Annotated in this window: 16 protein-coding genes; 7 read left to right on the top strand and 9 right to left on the bottom strand. The window is 61.9% G+C overall.

Going from position 1 to position 17670, the window contains the following annotated elements; genetic code table 11:
• Positions 1 to 2: 2 nt before the first annotated feature.
• A complete protein-coding gene (locus GXB78_RS20485) occupies positions 3 to 626 on the bottom strand; it encodes an FMN-binding negative transcriptional regulator (RefSeq protein WP_329516743.1) in 624 nt (207 codons plus the stop codon).
• 92 nt (positions 627 to 718) lie between these two features.
• On the opposite strand from GXB78_RS20485, the gene pdxR reads away from it, so the two are divergent.
• On the top strand, positions 719 to 2272 hold the full coding sequence (gene pdxR, locus GXB78_RS20480) for a MocR-like pyridoxine biosynthesis transcription factor PdxR (RefSeq protein WP_329516742.1): 1554 nt from the start codon (positions 719 to 721) through the stop codon (positions 2270 to 2272).
• Between the two features lie 51 nt (positions 2273 to 2323).
• On the opposite strand, the gene GXB78_RS20475 is transcribed toward pdxR, so the two are convergent.
• The 6 genes from GXB78_RS20475 to aspA form a co-directional block, all read right to left on the bottom strand.
• Positions 2324 to 3418, bottom strand: coding sequence for a polyamine ABC transporter substrate-binding protein (locus GXB78_RS20475; protein WP_329516741.1), 1095 nt, complete (start codon positions 3416 to 3418; stop codon positions 2324 to 2326).
• Positions 3415 to 4440: a histone deacetylase family protein gene (locus GXB78_RS20470; protein ID WP_329516740.1), complete on the bottom strand. Its 1026-nt coding sequence runs from the start codon at positions 4438 to 4440 to the stop codon at positions 3415 to 3417. The genes GXB78_RS20475 and GXB78_RS20470 overlap by 4 nt, the downstream gene beginning before the upstream one ends.
• Positions 4441 to 4695: 255 nt before the next feature.
• Positions 4696 to 5691: an AraC family transcriptional regulator gene (locus GXB78_RS20465; RefSeq protein ID WP_329516739.1), complete on the bottom strand. Its 996-nt coding sequence runs from the start codon at positions 5689 to 5691 to the stop codon at positions 4696 to 4698.
• A gap of 245 nt (positions 5692 to 5936) precedes the next feature.
• Positions 5937 to 6941, bottom strand: coding sequence for an asparaginase (locus GXB78_RS20460; protein ID WP_329516738.1), 1005 nt, complete (start codon positions 6939 to 6941; stop codon positions 5937 to 5939).
• 170 nt (positions 6942 to 7111) lie between these two features.
• Positions 7112 to 8560 (bottom strand): alanine/glycine:cation symporter family protein, encoded by a 1449-nt coding sequence (locus GXB78_RS20455; RefSeq protein ID WP_329516737.1) that lies wholly within the window; start codon positions 8558 to 8560, stop codon positions 7112 to 7114.
• A gap of 485 nt (positions 8561 to 9045) precedes the next feature.
• The gene (gene aspA, locus GXB78_RS20450; RefSeq protein ID WP_016772472.1) at positions 9046 to 10470 is read right to left on the bottom strand and encodes an aspartate ammonia-lyase; all 1425 of its coding nucleotides are present in this window, start codon (positions 10468 to 10470) and stop codon (positions 9046 to 9048) included.
• 180 nt (positions 10471 to 10650) lie between these two features.
• Between aspA and GXB78_RS20445 the strand changes: the two genes are divergently transcribed.
• The 5 genes from GXB78_RS20445 (at position 10651) to GXB78_RS20425 (ending at position 14467) form a co-directional block, all read left to right on the top strand.
• Positions 10651 to 11559 (top strand): LysR substrate-binding domain-containing protein, encoded by a 909-nt coding sequence (locus GXB78_RS20445; RefSeq protein WP_329516736.1) that lies wholly within the window; start codon positions 10651 to 10653, stop codon positions 11557 to 11559.
• 335 nt (positions 11560 to 11894) lie between these two features.
• Positions 11895 to 12386, top strand: a complete 492-nt coding sequence (purE, locus tag GXB78_RS20440) for a 5-(carboxyamino)imidazole ribonucleotide mutase (RefSeq protein WP_007920220.1) — start codon at positions 11895 to 11897, stop codon at positions 12384 to 12386.
• 10 nt (positions 12387 to 12396) lie between these two features.
• Positions 12397 to 13479: a 5-(carboxyamino)imidazole ribonucleotide synthase gene (locus tag GXB78_RS20435; RefSeq protein ID WP_329516735.1), complete on the top strand. Its 1083-nt coding sequence runs from the start codon at positions 12397 to 12399 to the stop codon at positions 13477 to 13479.
• A gap of 112 nt (positions 13480 to 13591) precedes the next feature.
• On the top strand, positions 13592 to 13837 hold the full coding sequence (locus GXB78_RS20430; protein ID WP_016772475.1) for a GlsB/YeaQ/YmgE family stress response membrane protein: 246 nt from the start codon (positions 13592 to 13594) through the stop codon (positions 13835 to 13837).
• Positions 13838 to 13930: 93 nt separating this feature from the next.
• A complete protein-coding gene (locus GXB78_RS20425) occupies positions 13931 to 14467 on the top strand; it encodes a DUF3299 domain-containing protein (RefSeq protein ID WP_329516734.1) in 537 nt (178 codons plus the stop codon).
• 125 nt (positions 14468 to 14592) lie between these two features.
• On the opposite strand, the gene GXB78_RS20420 is transcribed toward GXB78_RS20425, so the two are convergent.
• Together GXB78_RS20420 and GXB78_RS20415 are read right to left on the bottom strand one after the other, a co-directional pair.
• Positions 14593 to 15492 (bottom strand): D-hexose-6-phosphate mutarotase, encoded by a 900-nt coding sequence (locus tag GXB78_RS20420; protein ID WP_329516733.1) that lies wholly within the window; start codon positions 15490 to 15492, stop codon positions 14593 to 14595.
• A 57-nt stretch (positions 15493 to 15549) separates the two neighbouring features.
• Positions 15550 to 15954: an acyl-CoA thioesterase gene (locus tag GXB78_RS20415; RefSeq protein WP_003229628.1), complete on the bottom strand. Its 405-nt coding sequence runs from the start codon at positions 15952 to 15954 to the stop codon at positions 15550 to 15552.
• 377 nt (positions 15955 to 16331) lie between these two features.
• Here GXB78_RS20415 and GXB78_RS20410 point away from each other — a divergent pair, with 377 nt between their 5' ends.
• Positions 16332 to 17630 (top strand): MFS transporter, encoded by a 1299-nt coding sequence (locus tag GXB78_RS20410; protein WP_329516732.1) that lies wholly within the window; start codon positions 16332 to 16334, stop codon positions 17628 to 17630.
• The last annotated feature ends 40 nt before the right edge of the window (positions 17631 to 17670 follow it).

The following is a 17670-nucleotide window of genomic DNA, read 5'->3' as shown; positions in this document are numbered from 1 at the left end:
CCTTAGCGCATCAGGCTGGCGAGGGTCTGGTCGTTGGCGTCGGGGCTGGCGGCGAGGCCTTCGCGCACTCCGGCAATGTCTGCGGCGCTGCGGTTCTGGCTGAGCTTGCGTTTGCCTTCGAGGCGATCGATGGGAATGGCAAAACCGACAATGGCTTTGAGCATGCCGTCGATGTAATCGGCCGGCGCATCGTCGACCGACCACGGCTGGGCGCGGCCCGCTTCATGGCGGTCGGTGAGGGTGCTGACGATGTCGAGCAGCCGCCCGCCATCGCTGAAGGTTTCGGCGTGGCCGTAGGCGTGTACGGCGACGTAGTTCCAGGTCGGCACGACCTTGCCGTGCTCAGCCTTGCTCGGGTAGAAGCCCGGGCTGACGTAGGCATCGGGGCCGGCAAAGATCAGCATCGCCTCGGCGCCGTCACGCAGGTCTTTCCACTGCGGATTGGCCTTGGCCAGATGCCCGTAGAGCGTGCCGTATTCGCCCTGTTCGCGATGCAGCAGCACCGGCACATGACTGGCTTGCAGTCCGCTCTCACCGTGGCTGACCAGAATGGCCAGGCGCGTGGCGAGGATCAGTTCGTGCAGTTGGGACAAGTCTTCGATGGCAAAGGCGCGTGGTGTGTACATGGACAGATTTTCCTTGGCGAATGCCTGCATCCTAGGCAGGCTATTGGTCTGTTGTAAGAGCCATTGCCGAGCCATTTTGTAGGTCCAATGCCATGTCTGATCTGCCACCGCTGTCGATGCCGTTCAATCCGGCCGGAATCGAGCTTGATCGCCGTCAGGGCCTCAGCCGTCAGCTCTATCAGGCGTTGCGCTTGCGGGTGCTCGACGGACGTCTGGCCAGTGGCACGCGATTACCGGCCAGCCGTGACCTGGCTTTGGCGCTGGGAATTTCCCGCAACAGTGTCGTGCGCGCCTACGATCAGTTGTATGCCGAGGGGTTTATCGAAGGGCGCGTGGGCGACGGGACCTACGTCGCGCAATTGGCTCAGGCTTCCACCACAAAGAAAAAACTATCCACAAATTCATCCACAGGCTTGTCAACAGGCTTACCCACAGCCTTATCCACAAATTGGCTGGATTTACCTGTGAATCCATCCAGCAAAGTTATCCACAGTGGCGGATTTTCCCGTATCGAAAAGCATCATTTGCCCCGACCACCGAGCGGTCCGCCGCGGGCTTTTCGGGTGGGCGTTCCAGCGTTCGATCTGTTCCCTTTCGAGGTCTGGGCCAAGCTGAACGCGGCTTTCTGGCGCAAACCGGATCTGCAGCAACTGTGTTACGGCGACCCGGCAGGCGATGCGCGACTGCGCGGCATGATCGCAGCCTATTTACGCAGTTCACGCGGCATGCAGTGCACGGCTGAGCAAATTGTGATCAGCAGTGGCGCGCAGCAGGGCATAAGCCTTTGTGCACAGCTGCTGGTCGAGCCGGGCGACGGGGTGGCGATCGAGAATCCGGGCTATCGCGCCGCCGGGCATGCCTTCGCCGTAGCGGGGGCGAAGTTGCACGGCGTGGCGGTAGACGGCGAGGGCATCGATTGCAGCGCCATGGCTCAGCTCAGCGACTGCCGTGTGGCCTACGTCACGCCGTCTCATCAGTACCCGACCGGTGTGGTGATGAGTCTGGCCCGGCGCCTGGAATTGCTCGCCTGGGCCGAACGGGTCGGCGGCTGGATCGTCGAAGATGACTATGACGGCGAGTACCGCTACACCGGCGCACCGCTGGCGCCGTTGGCGGCACTTGATCGTCAGGGTCGCGTGCTCTACGTCGGCACATTTGGCAAAGTCGCCTTCCCGGCGTTGCGCCTCGGTTTTCTGGTGCTGCCGCCAGCACTGGTCGAGGCGTTCGCGCAACGCCGCGCCGTCGACGTGCGGCATTCGGAAGTCAGCACGCAAGCGGTGATGGCCGAGTTCATGGCTGCCGGACACTTTCAGCGGCATATCCGGCGGATGCGCCGGGCTGCACTGAGCCGACGCAACTGCTTGCTGCAAGGCTGGCCGTCGGCGATCGCCGGTGTTGGTCCGTTGCCCGCCGTATCTGCCGGGCTGCACCTGACCGTCGCGGTGGACAGCGTCGAGCGCGAGCAACAGTTGATCGCTCAGGCCGCCGCTGTCGATGTCGAGATCAACGGCCTGAGCAGTTACTGGCTGCCGGACTCGACCACGGCCATGCAGCAACGTGCCGGTCTGGTCCTGGGTTTCGCCGCGGTGCCGGAGTCTGCGATCACTGAGGCACTGGCGCGCCTGCGCCATGCCTGGGAGGGATGACCCGACAACGCCTCGCAGACTGGAGGTGGATCAAGCTGCGAGGCTGCGCGTTCATGTGCCCGATTTGATCTTGGTCCACGCCCGCGTCCGCGCGCGTTCGGCATCCCGAGGCAGCGGCTGCAAGGTGTAGAGCGTGCTCATCGCCGCATCGGTCGGGTACAGGTTCGGGTTGTTGCGAATGGCCGGATCTACCAGACCGGTGGCGTCCTTGTTCGGATTGGGATATCCGACAAAATCGCTGACCGGGGCGATCACTGCAGGTTGCAGCAGATAGTTGATGAAGGTGTAGGCGTCCTCGGTATTCTTCGCACCTTTGGGGATGGCGAGCATGTCGAACCAGATCGGCGCGCCTTCCTTCGGCAGGCGCATGTCGACCACCACGCCGTTTTTCGCCTCTTTGGCGCGGTTGGCCGCTTGCGAGAAGCTGCCGGAATAGCCGACGGCCACGCAGATGTCGCCGTTGGCAATGTCGGCCATGTACTTGGAGGAATGGAAGTAGGTCACGTAAGGGCGGATCTTCATCAGCAATGCTTCGGCCTTGGCGTAATCCGCCGGCTTCCTGCTGTTGGGATCGAGGCCGAGGTGTTGCAGAGCCAGCGGAAGAATCTCCGACGGCGAATCGAGCAGGGCGACGCCGCATTGCTTGAGCTTGCTGATGTTTTCTTCCTTGAAGATCAGGTCCCAACTGTCCACCGGTGCGTTGTCGCCCAGGGCTGCTTTGATCCTGGCCGGGTTGAAGCCGATCAGGATCGTGCCGTACATGTACGGCACGGCAAACTTGTTCCCCGGGTCGTTGGCTTCGATCAGCTTCATCAGCTTCGGATCGAGATGATTCCAGTTCGGCAACTTGCTGCGATCCAGCGGCTGGAACACCCCGGCCTCGATCTGCTTGGCGAGGAACACGTTGGACGGCACCACCACGTCGTAGCCGGAATTGCCGGTGAGCAACTTGGCCTCAAGGGCTTCGTTGGTGTCGAAAATGTCGTAGATCAGTCTGGTCTGAGCGTTCTGCGCCTTGAAATCTTCCAGCGCCTTGGGCGTGATGTAGTCGAACCAGTTGTAGACGCGCAAGGTGCGCTCTTCGGCGTGGGCGCCGGCGCTGAGCAGGGCCGCGCACAGCGCCGAGGCGATCAGTGGCTTTTTCATTGTTCAAAACCTTCCAGCACGTTCACGGCGTTGATGCCGATTTCTTCAACGGCGTAGCCACCTTCCATGACGAACAGGGTCGGCTTGCCAAGGGCGGCAATGCGTTTGCCCATGGCCAGGTAATCCGGGCTGTCGAGTTTGAACTGCGAGATCGGATCGTCCTTGAACGTGTCGACTCCGAGGGAGACGACGATGATGTCCGCGCCATAATTTTCGATTTCGTCGCAGGCCCGCTCCAGCGCCGCGTTCCACACATCCCAGCCGGAACCGGCCGGCAACGGATAGTTGAAATTGAAACCTTCACCGGCGCCTTCGCCGCGCTCGTCGTCGTAGCCGAGGAAGAACGGAAACTCCGCTTCCGGGTGACCGTGGATCGAAGTGAACAGGACGTCGCTGCGCTCATAGAAAATCGACTGGGTGCCGTTGCCGTGGTGGTAATCGACGTCGAGGATCGCGACTTTCTGGTGGCCCTGATCGATGAACGCTTGCGCGGCAATGGCGGCGTTATTGAGGTAGCAATAACCGCCCATCAAATCGCTGGCGGCGTGATGTCCCGGCGGACGGCACAGAGCGAAGGCGGCGCGGGCGCCACCCTGGATTTCGGCTTGCGCGGTCAGGGCTACTTGCGCCGCGCTGTAGGCCGCTTGCCAAGTGCCGGCGGTGATTGGCGCGCCACCATCGAAACTGTAATAACCGAGCTGGCCATGCAGGCTGGTCGGTTTGATCGCACGCAGGGTGCGCGCCGGCCAGGTGTAGGGCAGCAAGTCGCCGTCGGTGTTGAACTCGGTCCAGCGATCCCATGCGCCCTTGAAGAACTCGAGATAGTCACGGCTGTGGATGCGCGCGATCGGCTCCAGGCCGAAATCGTTTGGCGCTTTGACCGCACCGAGGTTTTGCTTCTGCACCCGTTGCAGTACGTGATCGGCACGCGACGGCATCTCGAAGCACGGCTTGAGCTGGCCATCGATGAGTTCACAGCGGCCATGGTGCAAGTGATGATCGTCAGAGTAGATCGTCAGCATTTGTTGTTCTCCGCAAGGCTGATTCGGTGGCCTTCAGTGTTGCGGCGCGCGGCGAATCGGAGAACGTCGAGAGCGGCCAAAAGGGGATCGATATGGCCAAAACCTCTGACCGCAATTCGCCCCTTGATAACGTTGGCTCAAGGGTGAATACGAACCCTTGTAGGAGTGAGCCTGCTCGCGATAGCGGTCCGTCAGGCAAAGAATGTGTTGGATGATAAATAGCCATCGCGAGCAGGCTCACTCCTACAGGGAGGATCAATGCGGCCGAAACTGACTCGGCGCCACGCCGCTCCAGCGCACAAATGCATGGCGGAAACTGGCGGTCTCACTGAAGCCCAGCGTCTCGGCGATCCGGTAGATCGGTAACTGATCCTCACACAACATCTGCTTGGCCCGTTCGAAGCGCAGTTCATCGAGCAGTTCCTGATAGCTGCTGCCCATGTCTTTCAAGTGCCGGCGCAGGGTGCGCGGTGAGCACTTCATCTGCTGCGCCAGACCTTCCAGTCCCGGCGCGGCATTCAATTGGGCGCTGAGCAATTGGCGAATCCGCCCCAGCCAGGCCTGACGTCCGGTGAACTCCAGATTCTGTTTGCGGCAACGTTCGGCCATGGCCTGATGAGTGATGGCGTCGGCCAGTGGTAACGGCTGATCGAGCCAGTGGCGGTCGAAGGCGAACGCGTTGTGCCTGGCCGAGAAGTGCAGCGGCGAGTTGAAGGGTTCGGCGTAGCTGTCGCGATAGTCCGGTGCGGCATGTTCGAAGCGCGTGGCACGTAGCAGCAGCGGGTGGCCGAGCAAGTCGTCGCAGATGACTTTCAGTGACACCAGACAAAATTCGGCATTGAACACCGCCATCGCCGGGCTTTCACGGTAATCAGCAGCGACGAACCAGACTTGTTCGCCATCGTCCTCCAGACTCAGTTCGAACAACGTGCCCAACAGCGCCGGATAACGGATCGCCAGACGCAAAGCGTCACCGAAGGTGGCACAGGTCAGCAGGGCGTAACCGAGCATGCCGTAACAGGACACGTGCATGCGCCGGCCGAGCTCGAGGCCGATGTCACGCTTGAGCGCGACTGCGTTGGTACAGACCTGCATCTCCTGATGGGTGGTGATGCGCGTGTCGGCCCGCTGCAGATCCGCCGCCACGATGCCGCTGCCGGCCAGCAACGCCTCACTCGACAGGCCTTCGGCCTTGAAGGTGTTGAGGATCAGCGAGACCGCGTTGAGGGTGGTGAGGTGGGAGTGGAGCATGGGATCTTCCAGCCTGGAGGTGGCTGGAACGCAGCAAGTTGCATGCCGCAGGCCCTCACCCCAGCCCTCTCCCAGAGGGAGAGGGGGCCGAACGGGGAATATTGCAGAGATACACCGACGTGAGACACCACCGCCGAATCCATAATCGACACTGTTTTTCAGGTCGGTGTATAGCGCAAGACACTACGGTCAGTTCCCTCTCCCTCTGGGAGAGGGTTAGGGTGAGGGTCAATCCAGAGCCATGCTCAGATCAGCTCACCACACAAATCCAGTTCGATCAGCCGTCGCACTTCAGCCGTTTCCAGCCCGGCACCCAGCAAGCCATGCAACTTGCCGAACGCAGCTTCGCGGGTCATGCCGCCACCGGACAACACGCCCACCCCACGCAAGCGGCTGCCAGCCTCGTACACATCCAGCTCAACCCCACCTTCATGGCATTGCGTCGCCGCCACTACCACTACGCCGGTGTCCCGCGCGTAGCCAAGGCTGGCGAGGAACTCGGGGTTGTCACTCGGCCCTGTGCCGCTGCCGTAGCATTCCAGCACCAGACCTTGAACGCCGCTGTTGAGCAGGCCGTCGAGGATCTCTGCGCTGATGCCTGGGAACAGCGGCAGCACCGCGACTTTCGCCAAGTGCTTGGGCTGGTTGTAGTTCAGCGCCGCCGGAATCGATGGCGCTTTCACGCCGCCGCCCTGACGCTCCAGGCGTTTGAACGGATGACGACCGAAGCTGCGCACTTTCGCGCAGCGGGTCGGTGCCAGCAGTTCACCATGGAAGTACAGGTGCACGCCCGGGGCCAGGCCTTGGCCGAGGGCGACCAGTGCGCCGCCGAGGTTTTCCCAGGCATCGCTGTCGGTAACACCCGCCGGCAGCATCGAGCCGGTGAAGCACACGCGGGCGTGCAGGCCGAGCAACTGGAAGCTCATCGCCGCCGCACTGTACGCCAGGGTGTCGGTACCGTGCAGGATCAGCACGCTGTCGCAGCCTTGCACATCGACGGCATCGACCACCGCTTCGCGCAGTTGCTGCCAGTACGCCGGGGTCATGTTGGCGCTGTCGATCAGCGGCGCCATTTCCCGGAATTGCCACTGCGGCACCACCAGTTCAGGCTGGCTGTGCAGGTAGTCACGCATCCGCGCTTCGAAACCGGACGCCGGGGCCAGGCCGTGGGCGCTGGCCTGCATGCCGATGGTGCCACCGGTGTAGAGCACCATGACGTGTTGGGCGGCGGGATAGGTCGACGAGCTCATAGGATTCTCCGAAACGATGAGGGCCCTGTGGGAGCGAGCTTGCTCGCGAATGCGGTGTGTCAGTCAACGATGTATCAACTGACGGATAGCATTCGCGAGCAGGCTCGCTCCTACAGGTTATTGCATCACAATAACTGACGGGCGCAGGGGATGCGCCCGTCATTCACCTGTCAGCGTTGCGCTGCAGGCACGCCTTGCGGCGCAGTTTCAGTCTGGCCCGCAGTGGCTGGCGGGTTGACCGGCCAGGCGTTGCGATCCAGATCCAGATCGGCAAACTTGCTCGAATCAAACACTGGCTGTTTGACGCCGGCGCGGCGCTGCTCGTCGTAGTCGCGCATCACCCGCAGGCCGACCTTGAACAGCATGGCCAGGGCCACGAGGTTGACGAACGCCAGGCAGGTCATGGTGATGTCGGCGAAGGCGAACACGGTCGACAGGTCCTGCATCGAACCCCAGACCACCAGCGCCAGCACCAGGCCGCGGAACAGCATCAGCAGCGCACGGTTGCGGCTGAGGAACTGCAGGCTGTTTTCGCCCAGGTAGTAGTTGTAGAGGATGCAGGTGAAGACGAACAGCGACAGCGCGACGCTGACGAACATGCGGCCCCAGTCACCGACCACGGCGGCCAGCGAGTTCTGGGTCAGGACGATGCCGTCACCTTCGAAGCCCGGCGTGTAGAAACCCGACAGCAGGATCAGCAGTGCGGTGCAGGTGCAGATCACAAAGGTGTCGAGGAACACGCTGAAAGCCTGAACCACGCCCTGCGCGCCCGGGTGCTTCACGGCGGCCACAGCGGCGACGTTCGGCGCACTGCCCAGGCCCGCTTCGTTGGCGAACACGCCACGCTTCACGCCCATGACGATGGCGCTGCCGAGCAGGCCGGCAAAGGCCGGGTCGAGGCCGAAGGCGCTCTTGAAGATGGTTTCCAGCATGGCCGGCACATGTTCGATCTGGGTGCCGATCACGTACAGGGTCACGCCGATATAGGCCAGCGTCTTGATCGGTACCAGCAGGTCGGAGACCGAGGCGATGCGCTTGATCCCGCCGATGAAGGTGATGGCCAACAGCACCGCCAGGACGATCCCGGTGTGGCGCGGATCGAAGTCGAAGGCGTTCTGCAGCGAGTGGGTCACGGTGTAGGACTGCAAGCCAATGAAGGCGAAGCCGTAGGTGACCAGCAGCAGAACGGAGAAAACGATCGCCATGCCTTTGAGCTTGAGCCCGTGCTGGATGTAGTAGGCGGGGCCACCACGGTACAGGCCGTCGCCATCGGCGCGTTTGTAGACCTGGGCCAGGGTGCACTCGAAGAAGCTGCTGGACATGCCGACCAGTGCGGTTACCCACATCCAGAACACCGCACCCGGACCACCGAGGGTCACGGCGATGCCGACACCGGCGATGTTGCCCGCACCGACGCGGCCGGCGAGGCTGAGCATCAAGGCCTGGAACGAGCTGAGTTGCCCGGCGCTGCCCTTGAGGCTGTCGCGGAACACCGCGAACATGTGGAAGAAGTGACGCAGTTGAACGAAACGCGAGCGAATCGTGAAGTAACTACCGAGCCCGACAATGAGCACGATCAGTACTTTCCCTGAGAGGAAGTCGTTGATGACTTCGAGCATGGATTTTTCCTCGCTGTTTTTTGTGGGTGCAAATGCTGGAGCGGAGAAACATCGTGTTACACCGGCCTGCGCGCGGCACGACGGGTGAGGCGAAGGTTTCGTCCCGGATCCATATCGCGGGTTTTGTTATTAGTTCGGGTTTCGCATGGGTTATGGCCTCGTTACCGACGACCGCTCACGCGAAGAGGGGCGGCACTATACCGATCAGTGGCGCGCCCGTCTGCACGGTAGTGGTGCAAGCGACGAAACGAGGTTGCTGCAAAATCAAAAGATCGCAGCCTTCGGCAGCTCCTACAGGTGTACGTCAATCCTGTAGGAGCTGCCGAAGGCTGCGATCTTGGCGGTATCGAATACACAAAGCATCTAACGTCCTGCCCGCAAAGAAGTTAAAAAAAAGGGCTCGGAGACAAAATCCCCAAGCCCTCAAAAGGTGAGAGGTGTCTAGTCCCTCGACCTGGTGAGCGGTGCTACAAAGTCGCGTCGGCTCAGGCTTTGAGCGGAACCAGACGCGGGGCAATCATGTTTTCCGGGCGCAGGATGTCGGCGAGCATGGCTTCGTCGAGCAGACCTTCTTCGCGCACCAGTTCCAGCACGCCACGGCCGCTTTCAAGGGCGATACGGGCGATGCGGGTGGCGTTCTTGTAGCCGATGTACGGGTTCAGTGCGGTGACGAGACCGATCGAGTGCTCGACCAGTTCACGGCAGCGCGCTTCGTTGGCGGTGATGCCGACGATGCAGTGCTCGCGCAGCATGTCCATGGCGCGTTGCAACAGGCGGATCGAGTCGAGGATCTTGAAGGCGATCAGCGGCTCCATCACGTTCAGCTGCAACTGGCCGCCTTCGGCTGCCATGGTCAGCGCCAGATCGTTACCGATGACCTGGAACGCTACCTGGTTGACGGCTTCCGGGATCACCGGGTTGACCTTGCCGGGCATGATCGAGCTGCCTGGCTGACGCGCCGGCAGGTTGATTTCATTGATGCCGGTGCGTGGGCCGCTGGACAGCAGGCGCAGGTCGTTGCAGATCTTCGACAGCTTGACCGCGGTGCGCTTGAGCATGCCGGAGAACAGTACGAAGGCGCCCATGTCGGAGGTCGCTTCGATCAGGTCGGCGGCCGGTACCAGTGGCTGACCACTGATCAGGGCCAGACGCTGAACTGCCAGCGCCTGATAACGCGGGTCGGCGTTGATGCCGGTGCCGATCGCAGTGCCACCGAGGTTGACTTCGGTCAGCAGTTCCGGGGCCAGCGTCTTCAGACGCGCCAAGTCTTCGCCCATGGTGGTGGCGAACGCGCGGAATTCCTGGCCGAGGGTCATCGGCACGGCGTCTTGCAGTTGGGTGCGGCCCATTTTCAGCACGTGGTCGAACTCTTTGCCCTTGGCCGCGAAGGCCTGAATCAGGCTGTCGAGGCTGGCCAGCAGCGCGTCGTGACCGAGCAGCAGACCCAGACGGATCGCCGTCGGGTAAGCGTCGTTGGTCGACTGCGCCATGTTCACGTCGTCGTTCGGGTGCAGGTACTGGTATTCGCCTTTCTCGTGGCCCATCGCTTCCAGAGCAATGTTGGCGATCACTTCGTTGGCGTTCATGTTGGTGGACGTGCCGGCGCCACCTTGAATCATGTCGACCACGAACTCTTCGTGGTAATCGCCGCGGATCAATCGGGCACAGGCTTCGCTGATGGCAGCGTGCTTGGCTTCGCTCAGGTGACCCAGCTCGCGGTTGGCGTCAGCGGCGGCCTGTTTGACCATCGCCAGGCCCACAACCAGTTTCGGGTAATGCGAAATCGGAACGCCCGAGAGGCGGAAATTGTTCACCGCTCGCAGGGTCTGGATGCCGTAATACGCATGGGCCGGTACTTCGAGGGCGCCAAGCAGGTCGGTTTCTGTGCGGAAAGATGCAGCGGAGGACATGATGGAAATCATCTCGATAAGGACCCGGTCTGTGCCGGAACGCTGCGAATGCTAGGCTTGTGGGGGTTTTTGGGCCAATGCTGTTCAGCACTGCCCTATGCACATTCGGCATAATGCCGATGTGACGCCGCTTGTGCGGCAGACGTGTGACCTGTTTTGGTGCGTGTCCGGGAGGACGTGATGAATCTGGAAAGCAAATGGCTCGAGGACTTCAGTGCCTTGGCCGCTACCCGCAGCTTCTCGCAGGCGGCCGAACGGCGCTTCGTGACCCAGCCGGCGTTCAGTCGGCGGATCCGCAGCCTCGAAGCCGCGCTGGGGCTGACCCTGGTCAACCGCTCGCGCACGCCGGTCGAACTGACGGCGGCGGGGCAGTTGTTTCTGGTGACCGCGCGCACCGTGGTCGAACAGCTCGGTGAAGTGTTGCGCCACCTGCATCATCTGGAAGGCGGGCAGGGCGAGGTGATGCAAGTCGCAGCGGCGCACTCGCTGGCCCTGGGTTTTTTCCCGCGCTGGATCGCGCAGTTGCGCAACGAAGGGCTGAACATCGCCACGCGGCTGGTGGCGACCAACGTTGGCGACGCCGTGCATGCGCTGCGCGAAGGTGGCTGCGATCTGATGCTGGCGTTCTACGACCCGGATTCGGCGATGCAGATGGACCCGGAAATCTTCCCCTCGCTGCACCTGGGTCAGACCGAAATGCTGCCGGTGTGTGCGGCGGATCTGGATGGCAAACCGCTGTTCGATCTGGAAGGGGAGGCGAGCGTACCGTTGCTGGCTTATAGCGCCGGGGCGTTTCTCGGTCGTTCGGTCAACGGCCTGCTGCGCCAGCGCCAGTTGCGCTTCACCACGATCTACGAAACCGCCATGGCCGACAGCCTGAAAAGCATGGCGCTGGAAGGTCTGGGGATCGCCTGGGTGCCACAACTGAGCGTACGCGCCGAACTGGCTCGCGGTGAGCTGGTGGTGTGCGGCGGCCCGCAATGGCACGTGCCGCTGGAGATCCGCCTGTACCGCTGCGCACTGGTACGCAAGTCCAACGTGCGGTTGCTGTGGCGCAAGCTTGAGGGCGGTGCTGCCCAAAACGCTTGAAGCTGATGAAGATCGAATGTGGGAGCGAGCCTGCTCGCGAATGCGCAGTGTCAGGCCCTGAGGTATCGTCTGACACAACGCTTTCGCGAGCAGGCTCGCTCCCACAGGGGGATTTTTGCGCTGTTCTTTCGCTGACCTAAAAGTCAATAAAACCGGGCCTTTCGCTCATTTGACAGATGGTCGTTTCGGGGGCTGTTTATTGCCTTCTTTGCGGTATACTGCGCGGCCTTCGGCCGGCACGTCCGGCCATTTTTCGTACAATCAAGCCACGCAACCTGCGTGGCTTGTTGTTTTATGACGCGCCTGCGGGCGCTCCAGAGAGAAGAGGCGCGACGATGAGTGCACTGGTTGGCGTGATCATGGGCTCCAAGTCCGATTGGTCCACCCTTAGCCACACCGCCGATATGCTGGAAAAGCTCGGCATCCCGTACGAGGTCAAGGTGGTTTCCGCCCACCGCACCCCGGATCTGCTGTTCCAGTACGCCGAAGAGGCTGAAAGCCGCGGCATCGAGGTGATCATCGCCGGTGCCGGTGGCGCAGCCCACCTGCCAGGCATGTGTGCGGCCAAGACCCACCTGCCGGTGCTGGGCGTGCCGGTGCAGTCGGCCATGCTCTCGGGCGTCGATTCGCTGCTGTCGATCGTGCAGATGCCGGCCGGCATTCCGGTCGCCACCCTGGCCATCGGCAAGGCTGGCGCGATCAACGCCGCGCTGCTCTCGGCGAGCATCCTCGGCGCCAAGCACCCGCAGTTCCACGCGGTACTGAAAACCTTCCGTGCCGAGCAGACAGACAGCGTCCTGGACAATCCAGACCCACGTATTGCCTGAGGTTGTTGAGATGAAGATCGGTGTAATCGGTGGCGGCCAGTTGGGTCGCATGTTGGCGCTGGCGGGCACTCCGCTGGGGATGAACTTCGCTTTTCTCGACCCTGCGCCGGACGCCTGTGCGGCCGCGCTGGGCGAACACCTGCGGGCCGATTACGGCGATCAGGATCATCTGCGCCAACTGGCCGATGAAGTCGATCTGGTGACCTTCGAATTCGAAAGCGTCCCGGCCGAAACCGTGGCGTTTCTCTCGCAATTCGTGCCGGTGTACCCGAGCGCTGAAGCGCTGCGCATCGCCCGCGATCGCTGGTTCGAAAAGAGCATGTTCAAGGACCTCGGCATTCCGACCCCGGCCTTCGCCGACATCCAGTCGCAAGCCGACCTGGACGCCGCCGTCGCTTTGATCGGTCTGCCGGCCGTGCTGAAAACCCGCACCCTGGGTTACGACGGCAAGGGCCAGAAGGTCCTGCGCAAACCGGAAGACGTGGCCGGTACGTTCGCCGAACTGGGCAGCGTTGCCTGCCTGCTGGAAGGCTTCGTGCCGTTCACCGGTGAAGTGTCGCTGATCGCCGTGCGTGCCCGCGATGGCGAAACGAAGTTCTATCCACTGGTGCACAACACCCACGACAGCGGCATTCTCAAGCTGTCGGTCGCCAGCACCGATCACCCGTTGCAGGCACTGGCGGAAGATTATTCCAGCCGTGTGCTCAAGCACCTCGACTACGTCGGCGTGATGGCTTTCGAATTCTTTGAAGTCGACGGTGGCCTGAAAGCCAACGAAATCGCCCCGCGCGTGCACAACTCCGGGCACTGGACCACCGAAGGCGCCGAGTGCAGCCAGTTCGAAAACCACCTGCGCGCCGTGGCCGGCCTGCCACTGGGTTCGACCGCCAAGGTCGGCGAGAGCGCGATGCTCAACTTCATCGGCGTGGTACCACCGGTGGAGAAAGTCATCGCCATCGAAGACTGCCATCTGCATCACTACGGCAAGGCCTTCAAGGCCGGGCGCAAGGTCGGCCACGCCAACCTGCGCTGCGCCGACATGGCAACGCTGCAAGCGCAGATCATCAAGGTCGAAGCGCTGATCGCCGAGTAAAAGCGGTTTCATGGGGCGGCGGCGGAACCATTCAAGGGCCGCCGTTCTCTCATGGCAGGATGCCAAAGTCTGTCTAGGCTTTCGCATATCTACCAAATCAGAGGGAAATGCCATGGGAATTATCGGAACCATCTTTATCGGCTTGATCGTCGGCCTGCTGGCTCGGTTCCTGAAACCGGGCGATGACAGCATGGGCTGGATCATGACCATCCTGCTCGGTATCGGCGGTTCGCTGGCAGCCACCTACGGCGGCCAGGCTCTGGGCATCTATCAGGCGGGCGAGGGCGCTGGTTTCCTCGGCGCACTGGTCGGCGCTGTCGTGTTGCTGGTGATCTACGGTCTGATCAAAAAGAACTGATCGAAAACGACAAAGCCCTCTCGGCCATCGCGGCCGAGAGGGCTAGAATGCGCGGCTACTCACCGTTCATTCCTTTGCCTGCCGAGCACCTTCATGCGCCGTCTTCTGTTGACTCTCCTCTTGCTGGGCAGCTATCTCGCCCACGCCGGCGAACTGCCGGAAACCGACTGGCTGGAGCTGATGCCCAAGTCGGATCAGAAGGCCCTCGAGGCCATGCCGGAAATCGACCACAATACCCCCGAAGCCACCGGCACCTTCACCGAGAAGGGCGGGATGAAGCAGGCCAAAGGTCTGCCAGCGGTGATGTATTCGACGAAAACCGTGGCGTCGATGAACGACAAGCACATCCGCCTCGGTGGTTACCCAGTGCCGCTGGAATCCGACGCCAAGGGCCGCAGCACATTGTTCTTCCTCGTGCCGTATCCGGGCGCCTGCATCCACGTACCGCCACCGCCGCCGAATCAACTGGTGCTGGTGCGTTATCCGAAAGGCTTGAAGCTGGACGACATCTACACACCGCTGTGGGTGACCGGCACGCTGAAGATCGAAAAGGTCAGTAATGACCTGGCGGATGCGGCGTATGCGCTGGAAGCGGAGAAGGTGCGGGTGGTGGAGGAGGCTGACCTCTAACGGTCATCGCAAAACAACTGTGGGAGCGAGCCTGCTCGCGAAAGCGGTGTATCAGACATTTGAATGTTGACTGATACAACGCCTTCGCGAGCAGGCTCGCTCCCACATTTTGTATTGCGGTGCTTTTAGAGTGGTTTGCTGGCGACGCTGACGCCCATGGTGTGGCTCGCACCCGGCGCCAGGCTCACGATGTCATCCATCACATTCGCCGTCTCGATGCACAGCATGCGCTGCCAGCCGTCGTTGTCCATGTCCGGCAGTGCGGCGGCGCGGTCGATCCATGGGTTCCAGATCACCGCAGTGCGCGAGCCGGTGGAGGTCAGTACGATGCGTCGTTCCCAGGTCGGATCAACGATGCTCAGCTGTGGCGGAGCATCGAGATAGATGCGGTCGGTCTCGCCGGCGAAATGCAGATCGCCGCTCTGGCTGGCCGTGTTCCAGTCATCCAGGGTCTCGATGTAATTCAAACCGGCCACGCCGTCGACATGCACATTGCGCACGTCGCTCACGGCGAAATAGGTGTGCAGCGCCTGACTCAGGGTGACGGTGTCAGTACCACGGTTATGGCTGGTCAGGCTGTAATGCAACTGATCCGCCAAGTGCAGGGTCAGGGTCAGGTCGACCTCGTGCGGCCAGCCCGGCAGGCCACCTTCCGGGTAGGGCAGCTTGAACTCGACCTTGATGCCGTCAGCCTCTGATTCGATGTTGCCCAACTCCCAATCCATCGTTCGCACCAGACCGTGGGCGGGGGCCGGTTGCTCGCCGGTGTACATGGCCTGCACGCTGTGCGGGTTGCGTTCGAACTTGCCAAACCACGGCCAGCACACCGGCACACCGGCGCGGATGCTCTTGCCGGTCTTGAACTCGGCCTTGTCGTTGAGCCAGATGATCGGCGGCTGGCCGTCGATTTGATAACTGAGGATGTGCGCGCCTTGCTGGGCCACCAGCACTTCGGCCTTGCCGTGGCGGATGCGCCAGCAGTTCAGTTCATCCTGTTTCACGGCTTCAACGTTGGGCGTGGTCATGGGCAACTCTCGATCAGACACTGGGGACGACTATCGACCGCAAAACGGCCGCGAGGTTTAACGCGCGCGTGGCGGCACCGAACGGGTGCGACCGCTGCCGTCGATGGCGACGAAGACGAAAACCGCTTCGGTGACCTTGCGCCATTCGCTGGACAGTGGGTCATCGCTCCACACTTCGACCATCATCTGGATCGAGCTGCGGCCGATTTCCAGGGTCTGGGTATAAAAGGACAACTGCGCGCCGACCGCGACCGGGACGAGAAAAGCCATGCGGTCGATCGCGACAGTGGCGACGCGGCCACCGGCCACGCGGCTGGCCATGGCGGTGCCGGCCAGATCCATCTGCGCGACCAGCCAACCACCGAAAATATCGCCAAAGCCGTTGGTTTCGCGCGGAAGTGCGGTGATTTGCAGGGCCAGGTCGCCCTGTGGGATCGGATCTTCTTGTTCGAGCTCTATCATGCCGAGGGGCCTCTGACCCGTGACTCTTCGTGGGTATTGCGGGTGGTAGCCGTCTTCAAGAAAAACGATTCAACACCGAACACACTGCGTTCGTCACGTTTTCCATCAGGCGCCTAAAGGGAAACTCTGCGAAAAAGGCTAATTCCCGAGCAAAGGACGGGCCAACAACGTTTTCGCACAGCAACCTCTTACAAATCCTGCGCAGGTGGCGAGTATATCGGTCGATAGACCCCGCGACGACCACCCGGTTCTGATTTCGACCGTCAATTACGCGCCTCTATGTGCTTTTTCGAACAATTTGCTATGGTGCCGAACCTGTCCAAGCCACCGCCAGCGTTGTTGTGGCGACAGATTCGACTATAAGAGAAGCCCTTGCCATGACCACAGCGCCTTCGAGCCTCGCGCAGCCCGAGCAACCCGCACGACCGTTGACCCGCAATGACTACAAGACTCTGTCGCTGTCCGCCCTTGGCGGGGCGCTGGAGTTTTACGATTTCATCATCTTCGTTTTCTTCGCCACCGTGGTCGGCAAGCTGTTCTTCCCGGCCGACATGCCCGAGTGGCTGCGCTTGATGCAGACCTTCGGCATCTTTGCGGCCGGCTATCTGGCGCGGCCGCTGGGCGGCATCGTCATGGCGCACTTCGGCGACCTGCTGGGGCGCAAGAAAATGTTCACCCTGAGCATTTTCATGATGGCCGTGCCGACGCTGATCATGGGCCTGCTGCCGACCTACGCGCAGATCGGCATCTGGGCGCCGATCCTGTTGCTGCTGATGCGGGTGATCCAGGGCGCCGCGATTGGCGGTGAAGTGCCGGGGGCGTGGGTCTTCGTTTCCGAACACGTACCGCAAAAGCACATCGGTTATGCCTGCGGCACCCTCACCAGCGGCCTGACTGCCGGCATCCTGCTTGGCTCACTGGTCGCCACGGCAATCAACAGCATTTATACGCCCGTTGAAGTGTCGGATTACGCCTGGCGGATCCCGTTCCTGCTTGGCGGCGTGTTCGGCCTGTTCTCGGTGTACCTGCGCCGCTGGCTGCACGAAACCCCGGTATTCGCCGAACTGCAACTGCGCAAGGCACTGGCCGAAGAAGTGCCGTTGCGCGCGGTGCTGCGTGACCACCGCGGCGCCATCGCCATCTCGATGCTGCTGACCTGGCTGCTGTCGGCTGGCGTCGTCGTGGTGATTCTGATGACCCCGACCGTGCTGCAAACGGTCTACCACTTCTCGCCAACCACGGCGCTGCAAGCCAATAGCCTGGCGATCGTGTTCCTCAGCCTCGGCTGCATCGGCGCCGGCGCACTGGCCGATCGCTTCGGCGCCGGTCGCGTCTTCGTCTTTGGCTGCCTCGGCCTGCTGATCAGCTCCTGGACCTTCTACCACAGCCTCGCCGACCACCCGCACTGGCTATTCCCGCTGTACGCACTGACCGGTCTGCTGGTCGGCACCATCGGCGCGGTGCCATACGTGATGGTCAAGGCGTTCCCTCCGGTGGTGCGTTTCAGCGGGTTGTCGTTCTCGTACAACGTCGCGTACGCAATCTTCGGTGGCTTGACGCCGATGGTGGTGAGTCTGCTGCTGAAAGAAAGTGCGATGGGGCCGGCTTACTATGTGGCGGTGCTGTGCGCGATGGGGATGGTGGTGGGAGCGTGGCTTTGGAAGAAGGGGCGCTAAAGCCCAGGATCTACTCCACCAATACCGGCCTCTTCGCGAG

It is taken from the genome of Pseudomonas moraviensis subsp. stanleyae, from assembly GCF_036283065.1.
Lineage (GTDB): Bacteria > Pseudomonadota > Gammaproteobacteria > Pseudomonadales > Pseudomonadaceae > Aquipseudomonas > Aquipseudomonas stanleyae.
This window is presented reverse-complemented; position numbering and strand designations above follow the sequence as displayed.